The sequence below is a fragment of the Streptomyces sp. SID12488 genome, from assembly GCF_010548275.1.
Lineage (GTDB): Bacteria > Actinomycetota > Actinomycetes > Streptomycetales > Streptomycetaceae > Streptomyces.
Genome location: NZ_JAAGLT010000004.1, coordinates 209,567 through 231,588, shown reverse-complemented (window position 1 = coordinate 231,588; position 22,022 = coordinate 209,567). Strand labels below are relative to the sequence as shown.

20 protein-coding genes are annotated in these 22,022 nt (G+C 69.2%); 10 read left to right on the top strand and 10 right to left on the bottom strand.

Annotated features, from left to right (window positions below; all coding sequences use genetic code 11):
• Positions 1-128: 128 nt before the first annotated feature.
• The 3 genes from G3I56_RS09190 to G3I56_RS09180 form a co-directional block, all read right to left on the bottom strand.
• The gene (locus G3I56_RS09190) at positions 129-1,100 is read right to left on the bottom strand and encodes a pirin family protein (RefSeq protein ID WP_164408387.1); all 972 of its coding nucleotides are present in this window, start codon (positions 1,098-1,100) and stop codon (positions 129-131) included.
• 133 nt (positions 1,101-1,233) lie between these two features.
• Positions 1,234-3,453 carry an Ig-like domain repeat protein gene (locus G3I56_RS09185; RefSeq protein WP_203689494.1) on the bottom strand — a complete coding sequence of 740 codons (2,220 nt, stop codon included), beginning with the start codon at positions 3,451-3,453 and terminating at the stop codon, positions 1,234-1,236.
• Positions 3,454-3,700: 247 nt separating this feature from the next.
• The gene (locus G3I56_RS09180) at positions 3,701-4,165 is read right to left on the bottom strand and encodes an SseB family protein (RefSeq protein ID WP_164408386.1); all 465 of its coding nucleotides are present in this window, start codon (positions 4,163-4,165) and stop codon (positions 3,701-3,703) included.
• A gap of 207 nt (positions 4,166-4,372) precedes the next feature.
• Here G3I56_RS09180 and G3I56_RS09175 point away from each other — a divergent pair, with 207 nt between their 5' ends.
• The 4 genes from G3I56_RS09175 to G3I56_RS09160 all read left to right on the top strand — a co-directional run bounded on the left by G3I56_RS09175 (position 4,373) and on the right by G3I56_RS09160 (position 9,125).
• Complete coding sequence (locus G3I56_RS09175; protein ID WP_164408385.1) at positions 4,373-5,242, top strand: intradiol ring-cleavage dioxygenase; 870 nt, start codon at positions 4,373-4,375, stop codon at positions 5,240-5,242.
• 172 nt (positions 5,243-5,414) lie between these two features.
• The gene (locus G3I56_RS09170) at positions 5,415-7,241 is read left to right on the top strand and encodes an acyl-CoA dehydrogenase (protein WP_164408384.1); all 1,827 of its coding nucleotides are present in this window, start codon (positions 5,415-5,417) and stop codon (positions 7,239-7,241) included.
• A gap of 218 nt (positions 7,242-7,459) precedes the next feature.
• Positions 7,460-8,794 carry a M18 family aminopeptidase gene (locus tag G3I56_RS09165; RefSeq protein ID WP_164408383.1) on the top strand — a complete coding sequence of 445 codons (1,335 nt, stop codon included), beginning with the start codon at positions 7,460-7,462 and terminating at the stop codon, positions 8,792-8,794.
• A gap of 112 nt (positions 8,795-8,906) precedes the next feature.
• Positions 8,907-9,125 (top strand): DUF6458 family protein, encoded by a 219-nt coding sequence (locus G3I56_RS09160; protein ID WP_164408382.1) that lies wholly within the window; start codon positions 8,907-8,909, stop codon positions 9,123-9,125.
• A 30-nt stretch (positions 9,126-9,155) separates the two neighbouring features.
• On the opposite strand, the gene G3I56_RS09155 is transcribed toward G3I56_RS09160, so the two are convergent.
• Positions 9,156-9,599, bottom strand: a complete 444-nt coding sequence (locus tag G3I56_RS09155; RefSeq protein ID WP_164408381.1) for a cupin domain-containing protein — start codon at positions 9,597-9,599, stop codon at positions 9,156-9,158.
• Between the two features lie 52 nt (positions 9,600-9,651).
• Here G3I56_RS09155 and G3I56_RS09150 point away from each other — a divergent pair, with 52 nt between their 5' ends.
• Together G3I56_RS09150 and G3I56_RS09145 are read left to right on the top strand one after the other, a co-directional pair.
• Positions 9,652-10,659 (top strand): helix-turn-helix domain-containing protein, encoded by a 1,008-nt coding sequence (locus tag G3I56_RS09150; protein WP_164408380.1) that lies wholly within the window; start codon positions 9,652-9,654, stop codon positions 10,657-10,659.
• The gene (locus tag G3I56_RS09145) at positions 10,656-11,150 is read left to right on the top strand and encodes an LURP-one-related family protein (RefSeq protein ID WP_164408379.1); all 495 of its coding nucleotides are present in this window, start codon (positions 10,656-10,658) and stop codon (positions 11,148-11,150) included. The genes G3I56_RS09150 and G3I56_RS09145 overlap by 4 nt, the downstream gene beginning before the upstream one ends.
• A gap of 233 nt (positions 11,151-11,383) precedes the next feature.
• On the opposite strand, the gene G3I56_RS09140 is transcribed toward G3I56_RS09145, so the two are convergent.
• Positions 11,384-12,181: a carbon-nitrogen family hydrolase gene (locus tag G3I56_RS09140; RefSeq protein WP_164408378.1), complete on the bottom strand. Its 798-nt coding sequence runs from the start codon at positions 12,179-12,181 to the stop codon at positions 11,384-11,386.
• 280 nt (positions 12,182-12,461) lie between these two features.
• Between G3I56_RS09140 and G3I56_RS09135 the strand changes: the two genes are divergently transcribed.
• On the top strand, positions 12,462-13,286 hold the full coding sequence (locus tag G3I56_RS09135; RefSeq protein ID WP_164408377.1) for a maleylpyruvate isomerase family mycothiol-dependent enzyme: 825 nt from the start codon (positions 12,462-12,464) through the stop codon (positions 13,284-13,286).
• Between the two features lie 138 nt (positions 13,287-13,424).
• Here G3I56_RS09135 and G3I56_RS09130 read toward each other — a convergent pair whose 3' ends face one another.
• Positions 13,425-14,756 (bottom strand): MFS transporter, encoded by a 1,332-nt coding sequence (locus G3I56_RS09130; RefSeq protein ID WP_164408376.1) that lies wholly within the window; start codon positions 14,754-14,756, stop codon positions 13,425-13,427.
• Complete coding sequence (locus tag G3I56_RS09125) at positions 14,753-15,415, bottom strand: GntR family transcriptional regulator (RefSeq protein ID WP_164312105.1); 663 nt, start codon at positions 15,413-15,415, stop codon at positions 14,753-14,755. Before G3I56_RS09125 ends, G3I56_RS09130 begins: the two co-directional genes overlap by 4 nt.
• Positions 15,416-15,725: 310 nt before the next feature.
• Between G3I56_RS09125 and G3I56_RS09120 the strand changes: the two genes are divergently transcribed.
• Positions 15,726-16,631 carry a D-alanyl-D-alanine carboxypeptidase gene (locus tag G3I56_RS09120; RefSeq protein WP_164408524.1) on the top strand — a complete coding sequence of 302 codons (906 nt, stop codon included), beginning with the start codon at positions 15,726-15,728 and terminating at the stop codon, positions 16,629-16,631.
• 70 nt (positions 16,632-16,701) lie between these two features.
• Here the strand turns inward: G3I56_RS09120 and G3I56_RS09115 are convergent, their stop codons facing one another.
• From G3I56_RS09115 to pdhA, 3 genes are read right to left on the bottom strand one after another with little or no spacing between them, the layout of a single operon-like run.
• Positions 16,702-18,162, bottom strand: a complete 1,461-nt coding sequence (locus tag G3I56_RS09115) for a dihydrolipoamide acetyltransferase family protein (protein ID WP_164408375.1) — start codon at positions 18,160-18,162, stop codon at positions 16,702-16,704.
• Positions 18,163-18,172: 10 nt separating this feature from the next.
• Positions 18,173-19,168, bottom strand: coding sequence for an alpha-ketoacid dehydrogenase subunit beta (locus G3I56_RS09110; protein WP_164408374.1), 996 nt, complete (start codon positions 19,166-19,168; stop codon positions 18,173-18,175).
• 32 nt (positions 19,169-19,200) lie between these two features.
• Positions 19,201-20,496, bottom strand: a complete 1,296-nt coding sequence (gene pdhA, locus G3I56_RS09105; RefSeq protein WP_164408523.1) for a pyruvate dehydrogenase (acetyl-transferring) E1 component subunit alpha — start codon at positions 20,494-20,496, stop codon at positions 19,201-19,203.
• A 320-nt stretch (positions 20,497-20,816) separates the two neighbouring features.
• Here pdhA and G3I56_RS09100 point away from each other — a divergent pair, with 320 nt between their 5' ends.
• Positions 20,817-21,503: a response regulator transcription factor gene (locus G3I56_RS09100; RefSeq protein WP_164408373.1), complete on the top strand. Its 687-nt coding sequence runs from the start codon at positions 20,817-20,819 to the stop codon at positions 21,501-21,503.
• Between the two features lie 90 nt (positions 21,504-21,593).
• Positions 21,594-21,989 carry a pyridoxamine 5'-phosphate oxidase family protein gene (locus G3I56_RS09095; RefSeq protein WP_164408372.1) on the top strand — a complete coding sequence of 132 codons (396 nt, stop codon included), beginning with the start codon at positions 21,594-21,596 and terminating at the stop codon, positions 21,987-21,989.
• Positions 21,990-22,022: the final 33 nt, after the last annotated feature.

Here is a 22,022-nt window from a genome sequence, read left to right as displayed (position 1 = left end):
CCCACCTGCCCACCTGCCCACCTGAGGCAGAGCGGAACAAACGAAAGCCCCGCCCGGATCATCGGATCGGGCAGGGCTGTCGCGTACCTGCTAGCTGCTGGTCGGGCTGCCTGGACTTCTCAGGAAACCTACTGACCGCCCTCGGACATTCCGTGCACCGCCGGGACAGTCCCCAGGCGGCCCTTCTGGAAGTCCTCGAAGGCCTGCTCGAGCTCGGCCCTCGTGTTCATCACGAACGGGCCGTAGTGGGCCATCGGCTCACGGATCGGCTGTCCGCCGAGGAGTACGACCTCCAGGTCCGGGGAGTTCGCGTCCTGCTCCTCGTCCGCGCGGACCGTCAGGGACGAGCCCGCCCCGAAGACCGCCGTCTGGCCCTTGTGGACCGGGCGCCGGTCCGCGCCGACACTGCCGCGGCCCGCGAGGACGTACGCCAGTCCGTTGAAGTCCTCGCGCCAGGGGAGAGTGACCTCCGCGCCCGGGGCCAGCGTGGCGTGGACCAGGCTGATCGGGGTGTGGGTGATACCGGGGCCCTCGTGACCGTCCAGCTCACCGGCGATGACGCGCAGGAGCGCGCCGCCGTCGTGGGACGTGAGGAGCTGGACCTGGCCACCGCGGATGTCCTGGTAGCGCGGGGCCATCATCTTGTCCTTGGCCGGGAGGTTCACCCACAGCTGGATGCCGTGGAAGAGGCCGCCGGACATGACCAGGGATTCCGGGGGAGCCTCGATGTGGAGGAGGCCCGAGCCGGCCGTCATCCACTGGGTGTCCCCGTTGGTGATGGTGCCGCCGCCACCCTGCGAGTCCTGGTGGTCGAAGATCCCGTCCATGATGTAGGTGACGGTCTCGAAGCCACGGTGGGGGTGCCAGGGGGTGCCCTTGGGCTCGCCCGGCGCGTACTCCACCTCACCCATCTGGTCCATCATGATGAACGGGTCGAGGTGCTTGTAGGCGATCCCGGCGAACGCCCGGCGCACCGGGAATCCCTCGCCCTCGAAACCGCTCGGCGCGGTCGTCACGGTGAGCACGGGGCGTGCCACGGCGTCGGCCGGAGCGGCCACACGGGGCAGGGTCAGCGGGTTCTCGACGGTCACTGCAGGCATGTCGGGACCTCCTTGTGCGGCCAGTTTAGTTGATTATTGAACTTCCTGCTACCCCTAACAGAGGAGGCCCGGAGGGCATTCCCTCCGGGCCTTCTCAACCGACCGGGGGTCGGCTGGGCTGGTACTTGCAGGACTAGTTGCTGAAGTACAGGTACTTCCAGGATCCGTACGTCGTCGAGTTCACGTTGTCACCGGAGGCACCGTCGACGTAGGACGACCGCACCCGGGCCCGGATGCCCGACTCGCCGGGCGCCACGAGCTCGACCGCCGACTTGCCGTTCGTACCGATCCCGAAGTACTGGGGCTCGGCGTCGTACCACGTGCCCTCGAAGTAGACCTGAAGGTCGAAGCGCTGCTCGCGGCCCGGGTAGTAGGGCATCGAGGTCGTCAGCACCGGGTTGGTGTTCTTGTGGAACCAGTAGTACGAGGTCGAGCCGATCTTGCCCGTCTTGTAGTGCCGGGACACGGCCGTGGAGATCCGCACGTGCGCGTACGACGTGACCTTGGCCGTCTTCGGCGCGAAGCGGGCGTCACCCTTGTAGACCGCGGTGACGGTCGTGTCGCGGGTCATGTCCACGGTCACCGCGAGGTCACCGGCGGAGTTGACCTTGGCCGACCTGATCAGCTTGTTCGGCTTGTCCGTGCCGTGCGGGTCCACCCAGATCTCGACCGTACGGTTCTTGTACGTCCTGCCCAGGTGCGCGGTGAACCTGACGTCGGTGCCGTAGTTGTAGAGCTTCTTGTTGTTGTTCAGCGTCAGCGTCGGTGCCGTGCGGGTGACCGCGACCTTGTCGGAGACGCTGACCGGAGTGTGCGCGGCGTCGCCCGCGTACGCCACCTTGTAGGTGACCGTGCCACCGGCCGGCGGGGTGTCCGTGAACGAGTACGTGCCGTTCGACTTCACCGCGACCGACGGCAGCGCCCTGCCGTTCGGGGCCTCCAGGTCGGTACGGGTGACCTTCAGCTTGACGCCGGCCGGCAGCGCGACCGTCGCCGACAGCTTGCCGGAGACCGTGAGCTTCTTGGCGCGGGTGGCCTTCGACGGAGCGTTCACCGTCAGGGTCGGGACGTTCTTCGTCGGGTCGGTGAGCGCCTTGAGGGTGTAGCCGCTGCCGGTACCGACCACGGCGAAGATCCGCGAGGAGTCGGGTGCCCAGGCCAGGTCGGCGGTGCCGTACGTACCGGTCGGGTATGCACGGAGCGGCCTCGTGGCGTTCGGCCGGTAGACGGCCACCTTGGTACCGGTGACCTGGGCGATCAGGCCGTTCGGGGCGATGTCGGCGCTCTGGCCGCCCGGGTAGGCGCCCGCCTTGGTGAACGAACCGTTCGCGTAGGCGTCCCGGTCCGTGCCGTTGACCAGTACCTGCGCGGCGCCGGGGACGAGGTCGACGTCGCCGATGCCCTGGTTGAGCGTGTAGTCGCCGTTGTGCCAGGCGGTCAGCCGGGGCGTCGCTCCGGAGACGTCGACGACGGCCATGGAGGACGTGGACAGGCCGGTCTCACCGACGGCCAGCAGACCTGGCGCCGACGCGCTCGCGTCGAGGAGCCCCTGGCCCCAGATGCCGAGGTTGTTGCCTGCGGGGAACTGTTCCATCGACACCGGGCCGGCCTCGGCCACGGCCGCCCGAGCCGCGGCGGACGAGTCGGAGGAGCCGGACGGGTCGGACGAGGAGTCGGCCGAGGTCTCCGGGGACGGGGTGGGGGACGTGGGCTCGGCCGAGGGGTCGGGCGACGGCTCCGTCGTCGGCTCCACGGACGGCTCGGTGGACGGCTCCGCGGACGGCTCCGTGCTCGGGTCGTCGGACGGGTCCGGTGCGGGCGACGTCGGCGCCTCGGTCGGCGGCGACGTCGGCTCTACGGACGTCGAGGTCGGCGTCGGTGTCGGGGCCGGAGTGTCGGTCCAGTTCGGGTCGACCGAGCCCAGGTTCCCGTCCCACTGGTCGCCGTAGCTGAACCAGAGCTTGCCGCCGGTGAAGGCGAGGTATCCCGGTCCGGTGTCGGTGGGAACCGAGTAGCGGGCCTTGATGAGCAGGGTGGCCGGGTCGAGAGCCACGATCTGGTGCCGCGCGGGCAGGGACGCGTACAGGGTGCGTCCGTCGTCGGACAGTGCCAGGTCGGCGACCGAGCCGAAGCCGCCGACGGTGGCGACGACGGTGCCCGAGTAATTCGCCGCCACCACACGGCCGTTGCCGCTGTCGCCGACGAATACCCGCTTGAGGGTCGCGTCAGCGACGATGCCGCCGGGTGACTGCACGGTGGCGACGGCGGCCGAGGCCGAACCGGTCGTGGCAACGCTCAGTGCCACCGAACTGAAGAGAACCGCGAGCGCGGTCGCGGTCGAAGTGCTGCGCATACGCACAGTAATGAACCCCCCACAAGGAACCCGGATCACCGGGAGCTGAGAGCGCCGCGCGACACCCAGACGCGACCGCCCGAAGCGGTGGCCAGTGGGGCGCGGCTGCCAAAAGGAACCCTATGGCATGCCTGTGACAATCACGGAGGGGTTTTCCGGCAGCGAAGACAACGATTTCGGCGCGGGGAAAGGGATTTCCGGCGGGCGGTATCCGGAGGGGGAGCGGAGGAAACGGGAGGAACGGCTGTCAGCCGTACATCCTGCGCATCGCGAACTCCACCATCTGCTCGACCGCCTTCGCGTCGAACACCATGCGGTGCTCGCCCTCCATGTCCACGACGAAGCCGTAGCCCGTGGGCAGCAGGTCGATGACTTCGGCGCCGGTGATCACGAAGTACTTGGACTCCTTGCCGGCGTAGCGGCGCAGTTCCTTCAGCGAGGTGAACATCGGGATCACCGGCTGCTGGGTGTTGTGCAGCGCCAGGAACCCGGGGTTGTCGCCGCGCGGGCAGTACACCTTCGACGTGGCGAAGACCTGCTGGAAGTCCTCGGCCGAGAGCGAGCCCGTCGTGAAGGCGCGCACCGCGTCCGCGAGGGACGGCGGGGACGGCTCGGGGTACAGCGGCTGCTGCTGCCCGTACCCGCCCGGCATCTGCTGCTGCGGCTGGGCGTACTGCTGCTGCGCTCCGGCGTTCTGGTCATAGCCGTACATGGCGCAAGAGTACCGAGACCGCGGCGGAGTGGGGGCGGCCCGGTCCCCTGCTCGCGGCCGGCGCGACCGGCCCGCCCCCTGAGGAGTCCATGGGCGCGGCCCTGTTTGCCACCGCGGGCGCTCATACTGTCAACTTCAACAAAGTTTCGATCAGGCAGCGGCAAAGCCCGCGCAGTCCCCGGCGGGCACAGGCAGAGGGAGACGGCCATGAGCGGACATGGGCATCATGACCACGCAGACCACGCGGACGACGGGGTCCACGAGCACGACAGAGGCCTCTCCTACGACCTTCCCGTCCTCGCCCGCCGCCGGATGATCCGCCTGCTGGCCGGCGCGGGCCTGGTGCCGCTCGTGGGCTGTACCGCCGACGACTCCACGTCCACCTCCGCCTCCTCCGCCCCCTCGTCCAGCGGCACGGCCTCCTCGTCCTCGTCCTCGTCCGCCGAGTGCGCGACCATCCCGGAGGAGACCGCCGGCCCCTATCCGGGCGACGGTTCGAACGGGGTGAACGTGCTCAAGGAGAGCGGAGTCGTCCGCAGCGACATCAGGTCCAGTTTCGGGAACTCGGCGGGGGGCAGGGCCGAGGGCGTGCCGCTCACGGTCACGCTCACCGTCGTCGACGCGGCCTCCGGCTGCGGAACCCCCAAGGTGGGCGCCGCCGTCTACCTGTGGCAGTGCGACCGCGCGGGCGACTACTCCCTCTATACGGAGGGAGTGACCGACGAGAACTACCTCCGGGGCGTCCAGGAGACGGACGACAAGGGGCAGGTCACCTTCACGAGTATCTTCCCGGGCTGCTACCCGGGCCGCTGGCCGCACATCCACTTCGAGGTCTACGGCGGCCTGGAGGACGCGACCGCGGCCACGTCGGTGACGAACACCTCGCAGCTGGCGTTCCCGAAGGACGTCTGCGACACGGTGTACGCGACGGACGGCTACAGCCGGAGCGTGGACAACCTCGGTCAGCTCTCCCTGAAGACCGACATGGTCTTCAGCGACGGCTACGGCCAGCAGATGGCGACCGTGGAAGGCAGCGTGGACAAGGGATACACGGCCACCCTCACCATTCCGGTCTAGACCATTCGCGGGCCGTTCGCATGACTTCGGGCGCGTAACGCATCACATGTGACCGGTTGGGGTTGCGTCTTATTACCGGCGGGTAGCATCATCGTGGCAAGGTAGCTACCAGTCGGTATGAATTAGGCGCGAGGAGCCAGTGCCTCGCCGATCTCTCTACGGAGCAGTCGCCATGGGGCACTACAAGTCGAATCTCCGCGACATCGAGTTCAACCTCTTCGAGGTCCTCGGGCGCGACAAGCTGTACGGCACCGGTCCGTTCGCGGAGATGGACACGGACACCGCCAGGAGCATCCTCGGGGAGATGACGCGCCTCGCGGAGAACGAGCTGGCGGAGTCCTTCACGGACGGCGACCGCACCCCGCCGGTCTTCGACCCCGAGACGAACACCGCGCCCGTACCGGCGTCCTTCAAGAAGAGCTACAAGGCCTTCATGGACTCGGAGTACTGGCGTCTCGGCCTGCCCGAGGAGATCGGCGGCACCACCGCCCCCCGCTCCCTGATCTGGGCGTACGCGGAGCTGCTGCTCGGCTCGAACCCGGCCGTGTGGATGTACGCCTCCGGCCCGGCGTTCGCCGGCATCCTCTTCGACGAGGGCAACGACGTACAGAAGAAGATCGCCCAGATCGCGGTCGACAGGACCTGGGGCTCGACGATGGTCCTCACCGAGCCGGACGCCGGCTCGGACGTGGGCGCCGGCCGCACCAAGGCGGTTCAGCAGGAGGACGGCTCCTGGCACATCGAGGGCGTGAAGCGGTTCATCACCTCCGGTGAGCACGACATGGAGGAGAACATCCTCCACTACGTCCTCGCGCGGCCGGAGGGCCACGGCCCCGGCACCAAGGGCCTGTCCCTCTTCCTCGTACCGAAGTTCCTCTTCGACTTCGAGACCGGCGAGCTGGGCGAGCGCAACGGCGTGTACGCGACGAACGTCGAGCACAAGATGGGCCTCAAGGCCTCCAACACCTGCGAGATGACCTTCGGCGACCGGCACCCGGCCAAGGGCTGGCTGATCGGTGACAAGCACGACGGCATCCGCCAGATGTTCCGGATCATCGAGTTCGCCCGGATGATGGTCGGCACGAAGGCCATCTCGACGCTGTCGACCGGCTACCTCAACGCCCTGGAGTACGCCAAGGAGCGCGTCCAGGGCCCGGACCTCGCCAACTTCATGGACAAGACGGCGCCCAAGGTCACCATCACGCACCACCCGGACGTCCGCCGCTCGCTGATCACGCAGAAGGCGTACGCCGAGGGCATGCGCGCGCTGGTGCTGCACACCGCGGCCGTGCAGGACGACATCCAGGTCAAGGAGGCGGCCGGCGAGGACACCGCCGCCCTGGAGGCCATGAACGACCTCCTGCTCCCGATCGTGAAGGGCTACGGCTCCGAGAAGGGCTACGAGCAGCTCGCCCAGTCGCTCCAGACCTTCGGCGGCTCCGGGTTCCTCCAGGAGTACCCGATCGAGCAGTACATCCGCGACGCCAAGATCGACACCCTGTACGAGGGCACGACCGCGATCCAGGGCCAGGACTTCTTCTTCCGGAAGATCGTCCGCAACCAGGGCGCGGCCCTCAACTCCCTTGCCGAGGACATCAAGAAGTTCCTCGCGCCGGGCACGGGCGGCGAGGACCTGGCGGTGGCGCGCGAGCAGCTCGCCAAGGCGGCCGTCGAGCTGGAGGCGATCGTCGGCCTGATGCTGACGGACCTCGCGGCGACCGAGCAGGACGTCAAGAACATCTACAAGGTGGGCCTCAACACCACGCGCCTGCTGATGGCTTCGGGCGACGTCGTCGTCGGCTACCTGCTCCTCAAGGGCGCCGCGGTCGCCGCCGAGAAGCTTCGTACGGCGTCGGCGAAGGACGTCCCGTTCTACACGGGCAAGATCGCGGCGGCGAAGTTCTTCGCGGCGAGCGTCCTCCCGGGCGTCACCGGCGCCCGCAAGCTCGCGGCGGGCGTGGACCTCGACCTGATGGAGCTGGACGAGGCGGCTTTCTGAGCCGGACGGACACCTACGACAGGCCAGGCACGGCGGCCCGCACCCGGATCAACTCCGGGGGCGGGCCGCCGTCCTGCTGAACCAGGACACATCCCCACGGTCCGTCCGCAGTCCGGAAACTGACTCACGGGCCAGTTGTCCGGCCTTCACATCCCCGTTACGAGAGCCCGCTCACCATCCCAGGGAGCGGGCGCTATTACGTCGTTAAGGTGAACCCCATGAGCGCACCCCACCGCTTCGACCGCGGCCACACCGACGACTTGATGTCCTTCCTGGCGGCGAGTCCGTCGCCGTACCACGCCGTGGCGAACACCGCCGAGCGGCTGGAGAAGGCCGGCTTCCGTCAGGTCGCCGAGACGGACGCCTGGGACGCGGAGACATCGGCGGCCTCCGCGGCGGGGAGCGGCGGCAAGTACGTGCTGCGCGGCGGCGCGATCGTGGCCTGGTACGTCCCTGAGGGAGCCGCGCCGCACACCCCCTTCCGGATCGTCGGCGCCCACACCGACTCCCCCAACCTGCGCGTCAAGCCGGTGCCGGACCTCGGTGGACACGGCTGGCGCCAGGTCGCCGTCGAGATCTACGGCGGACCGCTGCTCAACTCCTGGCTCGACCGCGACCTCGGTCTGGCGGGCCGCCTCGCTCTCCGGGACGGCACGTCGCGCCTGGTGAACATCGACCGGCCCCTCATGCGAGTCCCCCAGCTCGCCATCCACCTCGACCGGGCCGTGAACACCGACGGGCTGAAGCTCGACAAGCAGCGTCATATGCAGCCGATCTGGGGCATGTCGGACGATGTCCGCGAGGGCGACCTGATCGCCTTCCTCGAACAGGAGTCCGGACTCCCGGCGGGCGAGGTCACCGGCTGGGACCTGATGGTCCACTCCATCGAACCGCCCGCGTACCTGGGCCGCGACCGCGAACTCGTCGCCGGCCCGCGCATGGACAACCTCCTGTCCGTGCACGCCGCCACGGCGGCTCTCGCGTCCGTGGCGGCGAGCGCCGCCACCGGCGACGGGACGCTGCCGTACATCCCGGTCCTCGCGGCCTTCGACCACGAGGAGAACGGCTCGCAGAGCGACACGGGCGCGGACGGCCCGCTGCTCGGCGGCGTGCTGGAGCGTTCGGTGTTCGCGCGCGGAGGGTCGTACGAGGACAGGGCGAGGGCGTTCGCGGGCGCCGTCTGTCTCTCCTCCGACACGGGCCACGCCGTCCACCCCAACTACGCGGAGCGGCACGACCCGACGCACCACCCGCGTGTCAACGGCGGCCCGATCCTCAAGGTCAACGTCAACAACCGCTACGCCACGGACGGTTCGGGCCGCGCGGTCTGGGCGGCGGCCTGCGAGAAGGCCGGCGTCCCGTTCCAGAACTTCGTGTCCAACAACTCCATGCCCTGCGGCACGACGATCGGCCCGATCACCGCCGCGAGGCACGGCATCAAGACGGTCGACATCGGGGTGCCGATCCTGTCGATGCACAGTGCGCGGGAGTTGTGCGGCGCCGACGACCCGCACCTGCTCGCCAACGCGCTCGTGGCGTTCCTGGAAGGGTAGTTGGGCAGTGCAGTTGGGCAACCACGCATACCTGTCCCAGGTCCGGGCACCCGGAAACTCCGGAACAACCGGAACCTCCGGCGCGACCGGACCCGACAGGGAGGCAACACTCATGAGCCTCGGCGGATGCATCATCCTCATCGCCGTGGGAGCCATCCTCACCTTCGCCACCGACTGGGAGATGCAGGGTGTCAACCTCGACCTGGTCGGCGTCATCCTGATGATCGTCGGAGTGATCGGTGCCCTGGCCTTCCGCAGTGTGGCCCGGCGCAGGCGGGTAGTGATACCGCCCTCGACGACCGTGATCGACGACGACCGGTACCGGGGCTGAGCCAGAGCGGTCGTCCCGTGGCTCCTGTTCCTACAACAGGGCGTGCCCCGTCGTGACATCCACATGGCCGGGCACGTCGTCGTGCCGGTCGCCCACGCTGAGGGTGCCGGTGGGTTCGAGGACGAGGATCTCGGTGCGGCCCGGGGCGTACGGCTTGTGCTCCGTGCCGCGGGGGACGGTGAAGGCCGAGCCCTTCGGGAGCACGACCGTGCGCTCACCGGCCGGCTCCCGCAGGGCGATGTGCAGTTCACCGTCCAGGACCAGGAAGAACTCGTCGGTGCCCTCGTGCACATGCCAGACGTGCTCGCCCTCGACCTTCGCGACGCGTACGTCGTAGTCGTTGACGGTGGTGACGATGCGCGGGCTCCACACCGCGCTGAAGGAAGCCAGGGCGGCGGAGAGGGAGACGGGTTCGCCGCTCCCCTCGATGGACGTCGTCGTGGACGACCTGCTGGACCTGCCGATGGATGCCATGAGCCCATCGTCGGACGTGACCCGAGCACTCCACGAGTGCTAGAAATCGCGCATGCCGCAAGGATCCTCTCAACCTCGCCCACGACCTCACCGCGTCGCCGTGATCGTCGACGAGGGCACCAACCCGTTCGAGGTCGGTGTCGCGACCGAGCTGTTCGGGCTTCCGCGTCCCGAACTCGGCCTGCCGGGGCCGCTGTACGAGGTGACGGTGTGCGCACCGACCTCCGAGGTCCGGATGAACCACGGCTTCCTCACCCTCACCGGGATGGCCGGTCTGGACGCCGTGGACGAGGCCGACACCCTCGTCGTGCCGGGCCGCCCGGACAACGTCGTACCGCGCGGCGACGCCGTACTCGACGCGGTACGGCGCACCCACACGCGCGGGGCACGTGTCGTGAGCCTGTGCACGGGAAGCTTCGCGCTCGCGGAGGCAGGGCTGCTCGACGGCCGCCGGGCGACAACGCACTGGCTCTGGTCCGACACCTTCAGGCGGCTGCACCCCCGGGTCCTGCTGGAGCCCGACGTGCTGTTCACGGACGAGGGCGACATCCTGACCGCCGCGGGCAGTGCCGCCGCGCTCGATCTCGGGCTGCACATCTGGCGTACGGACCATGGCGCCGAGGTCGCCAACGCGGTCTCCCGGCGCCTGGTGTTCGCCGCCCACCGGGACGGCGGGCAACGCCAGTTCGTGGAGCGGCCGGTGCCCGCCGTCCCGGACGAGTCGCTGGGTCCGCTGCTTGCCTGGGCCCAGGAACGGCTGCCCGAACCGCTGACGGTGACCGGTCTGGCGGCCCGGGCGTCGGTCTCACCCGCCACGCTCCACCGCCGCTTCCAGGCCCAGCTCGGCACGACACCGCTGGCCTGGCTGACCGCGGAGCGGGTGACCCTCGCCCGCCGGCTCATCGAACGCGGGGAGGAACGCCTCGACGTGGTCGCGGCACGCAGCGGCCTCGGCACCGCGGCGAACCTGCGCTCCCGGCTCCGCCGCGAGACGGGTCTCAGCCCATCGGCCTACAGACGGCGTTTCGGACCCCTTCGCGGGGAAGCGGTGAGTACATGAGATTCCTCGTACGCGACCGGCTGCTCGGCTTCGGCGACGACTACTGGATCGAGGACCAGCACGGCAACAAGGTGTACCTGGTCGACGGCAAGGCGATGCGGCTGCGGGACACCTTCGAGCTGAAGGACACGCAGGGGCGGGTGCTGATCGACATCCACAAGAAGATGCTCGCCCTGCGGGACACGATGGTGATCGAACGGGACGGCGACCCGCTGGCGACGATCAGACGCAAACGCCTGTCACTGCTGCGCAACCACTACCGGGTGTCGTTGGTGGACGGCACGGAACTGGACGTCAGCGGAAAGATCCTGGACCGGGAGTTCGCGGTCGACTACGACGGCGAACTCCTCGCCCAGATCTCCCGCCGCTGGCTGCACATCCGGGAGACGTACGGGGTCGATGTCGTACGGGACGACGCGGATCCGGCGCTGCTGATCGCGGTGGCGGTCTGCGTGATCCACCTGGCGGAGAAGGAACGAACGGAGGACTGAGGCGAACCCAGCCCGTCCGGCGTCCAAAGGCAAGGCCCATTCACCCCGGGCCCTGTTTCCCACCCACCCGCCCCCGCCGTCATCTCAGCTCAGGCCCGGCATTTCAGCCCGTCCGGCGTTTGAGGACGAGGCCCCTTCAGGGCCGAAGCGGGGGTCTGGGGGCGCAGCCCCCAGGGACAGGATCGGGACGGGTAGGGGCGGCGGGGGCGAGAAACCCTCGGCCCCGCGTCGCATCAGTGGCGGCGCGGAACCGCCACCCCCAGCACCCTGTCCTTCAGCGCCGGGAACTGTTCCCGGGTCTCCCCCACCTTCGTGGGATCGAACTCGACCCGCAGAACCTCCTCGCCCCCACCCGCCTCCGCCAGCACCTCACCCCACGGATCGACCACGATCGAGTGCCCGGCCTGCGGAACTCCCGCATGCGTACCGGCCGTTCCACACGCGAGGACGTACGCCTGGTTCTCGACCGCCCGCGCCTGAGCCAGCAGCGTCCAGTGGGCGCGCCGCCGCTCCGGCCAGCCCGCCGAGATGACGATCGTCTCGGCACCCGCGTCGACAAGGCCGCGGAAGAGTTCGGGGAAACGGAGGTCGTAGCAGGTGGCGATGCCGACCGTGGTCCCGGGGAGGGAGACGGTCACCAGTTCCGTGCCCGCGCCCATCAGCACGGCCTCGCCCTTGTCGAAGCCGAAGCGGTGGATCTTGCGGTAGGCGGCGGCCAGGTCACCGGCGGGGGAGAAGACGAGGGAGGTGTTGTACAGCGGACCATCAGGGTCCCGTTCCGGGATCGACCCGGCGTGCAGCCACACGCCCGCGTCGCTCGCCGCCTTCGCCATCGCCTCGTACGTCGGACCGTCCAGCGCCTCGGCCTCGGTGGCGAACAGTTCGTACGCGAAAGCCCCGGTCGTCCACAGCTCGGGCAGTACGACGAGATCGGCTCCGGCCTCGTCCCGTACGAGGGAGGCCACGCGCCGCCTGCGCGATTCGACCGATTCGCCCTCTTCTACACCGATCTGGATGAGCGAGGCGCGCACACTACCACCGTCCTGACATTCGAGCCGTTCACACGGGCCTACGATCGTCACACGAAAGCACTGCCGGGGTGCCGCACAGCAGCGTAACTTAACGTTCCAAGACACCCGCTGACAGCTATCCCGCCCACACCTTCACACCAACCGAAAACGCCCCACCGACACCGATACCGACACTGATAGCGACACCGACACTGGTAGCACCGCCGACAACGCCGTCGACACCCGCCGTCATCCGCCGTCACCACTGCCCGCGTACCGACCGCCCGAGGGGTCCCGTTCCGTGAGTCTGCATCCCACTCTCCAGCCCTACGCCGACGCCTGGACCCACTCCATCGACGCGATATCCGAGCTGGTGTCACCGCTCGTGGAGGGTGAGTGGAACCGCCGGACGCCGTGCCCAGGCTGGTCGGTCCGTGACGTGGTCTCCCATGTCATCGGCATGGAGTGCGAGATGCTCGGCGACCCGCGCCCCATCCACACGCTCCCGCGCGACCTCTACCACGTCGCCAACGAGCAGCAGCGGTACACGGAGATGCAGGTCGACGTACGGCGGCACCACACGTCCCCCGAGATGACGTCCGAGCTGGAGTACACGGTCATCCGCCGCAACCGCCAGCTGCGCAACGAGTCACGGGAACCGGGGACGATGATCCGCGGCCTCTACGGCCGGGAGACCGCCCTCGTGGACCTCATGCGCAACCGGGCGTTCGACGTGTGGGTGCACGAACAGGACCTGCGTACCGCCGTCGGCCGACCCGGCAACCTGGACTCGCCCGGCGCGTACATCGCGCGGGACATGCTGCTCGGCGCGCTGCCGAAGGTCGTCGCCAAGGACGCGGGGGCGCCGCGCAGCTCGGCGATCGTCTTCGACGTGCACGGTCCCGTCGAGTTCCTGCGCACGATCCGCGTCGACATCAACGGCCGCGGCACCCTGGAAACGTCCCCGGCCCTCGGCCCCGCCGCCAGCTTCGCCCTCGACTGGGAGACCTACTTCCGCCTGGCCTGCGGCCGGGTGACCCCGGAAGCGGTCGCCGACCGCATCAAGACGGAGGGCGACCCGGGCCTCACGGGAGCGATCCTGCGCCACTTCGCGGTGACGCCGTAGCAGCACTTTTCAGCACCGGGTCGGCCAATCCCAGCCCATTTCAGCCCGTCCGGCGTTTGAGGACGAGGCCCCTTCAGGGCCGACAGCGGGGGCCTGGGGGCGGCAGCCCCCAGAGACGCCCACACCAACACCCCGCACCTACACCGGAACGTGCACTGTCGACACCCTGCTCACAACCAACCGCTCCGACTCCCGCAGAGCGGCCCGCTTCCGCAACCGCAGGATCTGGCTGACGCCAACCCCCTGCAACAGGAACACGAACGAGAACGCGACGGCGTAGTTGTCCCCGGTCGCGTCCAGCAGCACACCGACCGCGAACAGCGTCGTCATCGAGGCGACGAACCCGCCCATGTTGGTGATCCCCGAAGCCGTCCCCTGACGCTCGGGCGGATTCGCGGGCCGGGCGAAGTCGAACCCGAGCATCGAGGCGGGCCCGCAGGCACCCAGCACCGTGCACAGCAGCACCAGCAGCCACATCGGGGCGTGGTCGGCGCCGGCCACCGCCGGGTAGGCGAGCGTCACCGCCCACATCACCGCCGTGGCGCCCACCGTGCCCAGCGCCAGCGGCAGCCGCGCAGTGTGGTGCCGGGCGACGACCTGGCCGTACACCAGACCGATCACCATGTTCGACAGCACGACCAGGGTGAGCAACTCCCCAGCCGTCGCCCGGGTCAGCCCCTGTGCCTCGACGAGGAACGGCAGGCCCCACAGCAGCAGGAAAACCATCGCCGGGAACTGGGTGGTGAAGTGCACCCACAGTCCGAGCCGCGTCCCGGGCTCACGCCACGAGGCGGCGATCTGCCGGCGCACATACGCGGCTCCCTGGTGCGGGAACGGCTCCGGCTCGTGCCCCTCCGGGTGATCCCTGAGGAACACGAGCATCAGCACGAGCACGACCACGCCCGCGACCGCGCTGCCCGCGAAGGCCGCCGTCCACCCGACGCCGTGCAGCAGCCGGGCCAGGACCAGCGTCGAGACGAGGTTGCCCGCCATCCCGGCCAGCCCCGCGAGCTGGGCGATCATCGGCCCGCGCCGCGCCGGGAACCACCGGGACCCCAGCCGCAGCACGCTGATGAACGTCATCGCGTCACCGCAGCCGAGCAGCGCGCGGGAGGCGAGGGCCGTGCCGTACGAGGGGGAGAACGCGAAGCCCAGTTGCCCGGCCGTGAACAGCACCGCGCCGATGGCCAGCACTTTCTTCGTGCCGAGCCGGTCGACGAGCAGACCGACCGGTATCTGCATGCCCGCGTAGACGAGGAGCTGGAGGATCGAGAAGGTGGACAGGGCGGACGCGCCCACGTGGAAACGGTCGGCGGCGTCGAGCCCCGCCACCCCCAGTGACGTACGGAAGATGACGGCGACGAAGTAGACCGAGACGCCGACGGACCAGACGAGGACGGCACGGCGACCGCCGGGAGGATCGCCGGGCAGCGAACCGGAACCGGTGGCGGCAATGGGCCTGGAGCTCATCGGACCTCGCCCCGCGCCAGGTTGGAGAACCAGCTGACATGCCGGTGCACGATCGCGACCGCCGCCTCCGGGTCGCCCGAGCGCAGCGCGTCGAGGATCTCCTGGTGCTCGACGAGCGTCTTGGTGATGCGGTCGGGGTGGGCGTGCATGACGGCGACGCCCATCCTCAGCTGCCGGTCGCGCAGTTGGTCGTACAGCCGGGAGAGGATCTCGTTGCCTCCGCTGCGGACGATCTCGGCGTGGAAGCAGCGGTCGGTCACGGCGGCGCCCGCGAGGTCACCGGCGGCGGCCTGCTCTCGCTGCCGTTCGAGCAGTTCGGTGAGCCGGGCGAGGAGCCGGGGCGAGGCGGGCACCGCCTTGCGGACGGTGTGCTCCTCGACCAGTTGCCGGGTCTCGACGACGTCCGCGATCTCCTGCGCGGAGACGGGCAGGACGAGCGCGCCCTTCTTCGGGTAGAGCTTGATCAGCCCCTCGGCCTCCAGACGCAGCAGCGCCTCGCGCACCGGCGTGCGGGACACCCCGACGGCCTCGGCCAGTTCGCCTTCGGTGAGCAGGGTCCCGCCCTCGTAACGGCGGTCCAGGACACCCTCTTTGACGTGGGCGTAGACGCGTTCGGCGGCGGGAGGTTGCTTCACGTGCTGCACGGCCAGGCTGGTCATGCCCACAGCATAGATACATCACGTACGCATGAGGGCGGCCGTCCGCCATATGGACCGACCTCGCGGACCGATCCCCGTTCGGGGCGTGACTCAGCGCGCGGACAACAGTTCAACTTCCGGAAGGGACGCGGGAACCACGCACATCTGTACGACGTCTCTTGGAAAGGGAAAATCGGGGAACCCGCCTCAGCACGCGCACAACCTACTGTGCTAGTTACGAGTCACAAGAGAGCGGCGTTCCGGCTATTGGGCCAACTCGGCCGCCCTCCAGGGACATTCGGACGATCCAGACGTAATCGGGGTATTGAAGTTGATAACCGGCATCCAGGGCACCCGCTTTCGTAGAGCCGTAGCTGTGGTGGTCACCACCGGCACCGTACTCGCGACCGGAGCGCTCACCGCGGCGCCCGCTCAGGCAGCTCCCGCCGTTCCGACGATCGTCGCCAAGGGCGGCTATCTGATGAACAACGCCAACGGTACGAAGCTGTACGGCAAGGCTGAGAACACCAAGCTGTCCACCGGTTCCACCACGAAGATAATGACGGCGAAGGTCGTGCTGTCATCGGCGAACCTGAACCTCAACGCCAAGGTCACGATCCAGAAGGCGTACAGCGACTACATCGTCGCCAACACCGCCTCCTCGGCCGGCCTGATCGTCGGCGACAAGGTCACCGTCCGCCAGCTGCTGTACGGGCTCATGCTGCCGTCGGGCTGCGACGCCGCCTACGCGCTCGCGGACAAGTTCGGCACCGGTACGACGCGTGCCGCCCGGGTGAAGTCGTTCATCGGCAAGATGAACAGCACGGCCCGGACCCTCGGCATGACGAACACCAAGTTCGACAGCTTCGACGGCATCGGCAACGGCGCGAACTACTCGACGCCGAAGGACCTGACGAAGCTCGCCAGCAACGCCATGAAGAGCGGCGCCTTCCGCGCGGTCGTGGCGAAGCAGAACTTCAAGGAGAAGGTCACCACCAAGTCCGGCGGCACCCGCTGGATGACGTGGGAGAACACCAACAAGCCGCTGCTGTCCGGCTACGCCGGCACCATCGGCATCAAGACCGGCTCGGGCCCGCAGGCCAAGTACTGCCTGGTCTTCGCCGCGACCCGCAACGGCAAGACGGTCATCGGCACGGTTCTCGCCTCCACCTCGGTCGCCAACCGCACGGCGGACGCGAAGAAGCTGATGAACTACGGCTTCGCACGCCTGGGCTGACATCCAGTAGCTGAAAATTGGGGGCCTGCCGCGCTCGGCGCGGCAGGCCCCCAATTTTTGTGGCCGTTTTCTATGCCCAGGTGATGAGCTTCTTCGGCTGTTCCAGGATCGCCGCCACGTCCGCCAGCACCTTGGAGCCCAGCTCCCCGTCCACCAGCCGGTGGTCGAAGGAGAGGGCCAGGGTCGTCACCTGGCGGGGCTTTACCTTGCCCTTGTGGACCCACGGCTTGAGCTTTATCGAGCCGACCGCGAGGATCGCGGCCTCGCCGGGAGGCAGGATCGGCGTGCCCGTGTCGACACCGAAGACGCCGACGTTCGTGATCGTCACCGTGCCGCCCTGCATGGCCGCCGGCGAGGTCCGGCCCTCCCGCGCCGTGGACACCAACTCACCGAGCTCCTCCGCCAGTTGCGGGAGCGTCTTGTCGTGGGCGTCCTTGATGTTCGGGACGATCAGGCCACGCGGGGTGGCCGCCGCGATGCCCAGGTTGACGTAGTGCTTGAGCACGATCTCCTGGTTCGCCTCGTCCCAGGACGCGTTGATGTCCGGATGGCGCTTGATCGCGACCAGCAGGGCCTTGGCGATCAGGAGCAGCGGGTTCACCCGCAGACCCGCCAACCCGTACGAGTCGGGGGCCCCCTTGAGCTCCTCCACCAGCTTCAGCGTCCGCGTCACATCCACCGTCACGAACTCCGTGACATGCGGCGCCGTGAACGCCGAGCCGATCATCGCCGCCGCGGTCGCCTTCCGTACGCCCTTGACCGGGACACGCGTCTCCCGCGTGCCGTCGTACGTGGCGGCCGGCGCCGGGATCGCCGGGGCGACCGGCGTCGTGCGCACCGGCTCGGGGGCGGCCGGGGCCACCGCGGCGTGCACGTCCTCGCGCGTGATGACGCCGTCGGGGCCCGACGGGATCACCGTCGTCAGGTCGACGCCGAGATCCTTGGCGAGCTTGCGCACCGGCGGCTTGGCGAGCGGGCGCCCGGCCACCGGGGCCAGGACAGCCTGGCCGGGCAGGCCCGACAGGCCGGTGAGGGCGCTGTGGCCGCCGTGGCCGTTCGCCTCCGGGCGCCCGCTGTGGCCGTTCAGCTCCTGCTGGACCGCCGCCGCGACCTCCTGGGCCGGGACCTCGGCGCCCTTGCGGGGGCGGCGCTTGGTCGAGGAGACGGACACGCCGTAGCCCACCAGGACCGGCTGGCGGGTCGGCGGCTTCGCCTCCTCGGGAGCCTCGGCGGCAACGGGGGTCTGGGCCTCCACCGCGGCCCCGGCCCCGCCGGTCACGTCCACCGCGATGATCGACATACCCACGTCGACCGTCGTGCCCTCGGGGAAGTGGAGCGAGCGCACGACACCGTCGTACGGGATGGGCAGTTCGACGGCCGCCTTGGCGGTCTCGACCTCGCACACCACCTGCCCGTCGGTGACCGTGTCGCCCGGCTTGACATACCACTTGAGGATCTCGGCCTCGGTGAGTCCCTCGCCCACGTCGGGCATCTTGAACTCGCGAACGGACGCGTCAGTCATCGTCGTCACGTCCCTCTCCTCAGTACGCCAGCGAGCGGTCGACAGCGTCGAGCACCCGGTCCAGGCTCGGTAGGTACTCGTCCTCGAGGCGCGCCGGCGGATACGGGGCGTGGTAGCCGCCGACCCTGAGCACCGGGGCCTCCAGGTGGTAGAAACAGCGCTCCGTGATCCGGGCGGCGATCTCCGCGCCCGAGCCGAAGAACACCGGTGCCTCGTGCACCACGACCAGGCGGCGGGTCTTCTCGACCGAGGCCTGGACGGTGTCGAAGTCGAGCGGGGAGACCGACCGGAGGTCGAGGACCTCCAGGGACCGGCCCTCCTCGGCAGCAGCGTTGGCGACCTCCAGGCACAGCTTCACCATCGGGCCGTAGGCGGCGAGGGTGAGGTCGGTTCCCACGCGGACCACCTCGGCCTTGTGCAGCGGGCCCGGGATGGCCTCGACATCGACCTCGGCCTTGTCCCAGTAGCGCCGCTTCGGCTCGAAGAAGATCACCGGGTCGTTGCTCTGGATGGCCTGCTGCATCATCCAGTACGCGTCCGACGCGTTGGCCGGGGACACCACCTTGAGGCCCGCCACATGCGCGAAGAGCGCCTCCGGGGACTCCGAGTGGTGCTCGACCGCGCCGATGCCGCCGCCGTACGGGATGCGGATGACGATCGGGAGCTTGATCTTGCCCAACGCGCGTGCGTGCATCTTCGCGAGCTGGGTGACGATCTGGTCGTACGCCGGGAAGACGAAGCCGTCGAACTGGATCTCCACCACGGGGCGGTAGCCGCGCAGGGCGAGGCCGATGGCCGTGCCGACGATGCCCGACTCGGCGAGCGGGGTGTCGATGACGCGGTCCTCGCCGAAGTCCTTCTGCAGACCGTCGGTGACCCGGAAGACACCGCCGAGCTTGCCGACGTCCTCACCCATGATCAGGACCTTGGGGTCCGACTCCAGGGCCTTGCGCAACGACTCGTTGATCGCCTTGGCCAGGGCCATGCTCTTCGACGTCACGCTTTTCGAAGCCATGTCTTTCGAAGCCACTGTCTCAGCCGCCATGGTCATGCCCCCTCCACATCAGCGAACGACGCCTGGTAGGCGGCGAACTGGGCCCGTTCCTCGTCCACGAGCGCGTGCCCGTCGGCGTAGGTGTGCTCGAACATCGCGAAGGGGTCCGGGTCCGGCATGGCACGGACCACTTCGCGTACTCGCCTGCCCAACGACTCGCTCTCGGCCTCCAGTTCCGCGAAAAATCCCTCATCCGCGTGGTTTGAGGCCTCCAGGTACGTACGCAGACGGGCGATCGGGTCCTTCGCCTCCCAGGCCACCCGCTCGTCGTCGTGGCGGTAGCGGGACGCGTCGTCGGAGGTGGTGTGGTCACCCATGCGGTACGTGAACGCCTCGACCAGCGTGGGGCCCTCGCCGCGGCGGGCCCGCTCCAGGGCCCACCTCGTCACCGCGAGGACGGCCAGCACGTCGTTGCCGTCCACCCGTACGCCGGGGAAGCCGTAGCCCTGCGCGCGCTGGTAGAGCGGGACGCGGGTCTGGCGCTCGGTCGGCTCGGAGATGGCCCACTGGTTGTTCTGGCAGAAGAACACCACGGGGGCGTTGTAGACCGAGGCGAAGGTGAAGGACTCGGCGACGTCGCCCTGGCTGGAGGCGCCGTCCCCGAAGTACGCGATGACCGCCGAGTCGGCGCCGTCCTTGGCCACGCCCATCGCGTAGCCGGTGGCGTGCAGGGTCTGCGAGCCGATGACGATCGTGTAGAGGTGGAAGTTGTTGCTGTTGGGGTCCCAGCCGCCGTTGTTCACACCGCGGAACATGCCCAGCAGGTTCGTCGGGTCGACGTCCCGGCACCAGGCGACACCGTGCTCGCGGTAGGTCGGGAAGACGTAGTCGTCGGGGCGGGTGGCGCGGCCGGAGCCGATCTGGGCGGCCTCCTGGCCGAGCAGCGAGGCCCACAGGCCCAGCTCGCCCTGGCGCTGGAGGGCGGTGGCCTCGGCGTCGAAACGGCGGGTCAGCACCATGTCCCGGTACAGGCCGCGCAGTTCGTCGGAGGTGACGGAGGCGACGTACGGGTCGTAGGCGGCGTTCTTTACGCGCCTGCCCTCGGGGGTCAGCAGCTGGACGAGGTCCGGATCGGCGCCCGTCCCGGCCGGCTTCACGGGCGTCTTCACGGGTGCCTTCTTCGTGGCGGCGCGTTTGGCGGTGACGCGCTTCGCGGCCGTGGCAGGCGCGTCGGCGGCCGGTGCGTCTGCGACCGGTGCGTCGGCGCTCTGGGGGGTGGTGCGGGTGGTACCGGTCTTGCTTCCGGCGCTGCGTCGCGGTTTGCGCGCGGCAGTGCTCTCCACGGTCACGTGTACTCCTCCGTCGGTCCGGCCCCGGGGTTGCCGGGTAACCAGTGCGGTCACCTGTACCCGATACCCGTGCACGGGGTGGGTGCCGCTCGGCCGGGACAGGCGTGACAGGCGCCCCGGCGAGCGTCCCGCAAGGATCACGTTACCCAGTGCGTCATATTTCTATGAAACCCCCCTGACCTGCCATTTTGCTTGGAAATCCAAGTAAATTGAGTAAGTCGGGAAGGGACCCTGGTCACAGCCTTGCAGGGGGCCGGAACAACGGCACGTTATCCCGCTCACCCAGCTCACGGGAAGAGCCGGTGTGTGAGACTGTCCGCGTGCCCGAAGACGGAAAAATCACCGTATTTCTCCTCGACGACCATGAAGTCGTCCGCCGGGGAGTCCGCGAACTGCTCTCGGTCGAGGACGACATCGAGGTGATCGGCGAGGCCGGTACGGCGGCGGAGGCGCTGGCCCGGATCCCGGCCACCCGCCCGGACGTGGCCGTTCTGGACGTCCGGCTCCCGGACGGCAGCGGCGTCGAGGTGTGCCGCGAGATCCGCTCCCGGGACGCGGGGGTCAAGTGCCTGATGCTGACCTCGTTCGCCGACGACGAGGCCCTCTTCGACGCCATCATGGCGGGCGCCTCCGGGTACGTCCTGAAGGCCATCCGCGGACATGAACTACTGGCGGCCGTACGGGAAGTCGCCGCGGGCAGGTCCCTGCTCGACCCGGTCGCGACCGCCCGCGTCATGCAGCGGCTGCGCGGCGGCGGCGCGGACACCGGTGAGCAGGGCGACGAGCGGCTCGCGAACCTCACCGAGCAGGAACGCCGGATCCTCGACCTGATCGGCGAGGGGCTCACCAACCGCGAGATCGGCGAACGGCTGCACCTGGCCGAGAAGACGATCAAGAACTACGTGTCCGGGCTGCTGTCCAAACTGGGCATGCAGAGGCGCTCCCAGGCGGCGGCGTACGTGGCACGGACGCAGGCGGAGCAACAGGGCCGGCGGCGGGGTTTTTGAGGGGTGAACCCCCGAATCGGGACCTAAGGCCCCTCTTCTCGGGGCGAGCGCCCCTGGTGTGCCCGCCCTCGGGGCGCGCAACCTGAGTGCATGCCGACCGACGAACAGCGCGCCGCCGATCTCCTCGGCCGGGTCGAGCACGGCCGGGTCGCGACCAGCATGCGCGCGTTGCCCTTCCTGGCGTCCGCCCGGCACATCGTCGTGGACGGCCGGGTCCTGCTGCGCCTGCACCGGGGGCACGGGTACCACCGGGCGTGCGTGGGCGGTGTCGTCGCGTACGGCGCGGATGTTCCGTCCGCGCGGAGCCGGTCGTGGTCCGTGCAGGTCGTCGGGGAGTGCGCCGCCGTCGAGCCGACCGCCGCCGAGCTCGACCGGTTCGGTCCCGCACCGCGCTCCGTGGACGGCGTTCCCTTCGATCCCGTCTACCTCCGGGTCGAACCCCAGTTCGCGACGGTGCACTCCGTGATCGAAACCGACTCCCCGTGACTTTACGCGGTCGCCTGTGACTGCCTGTGACAA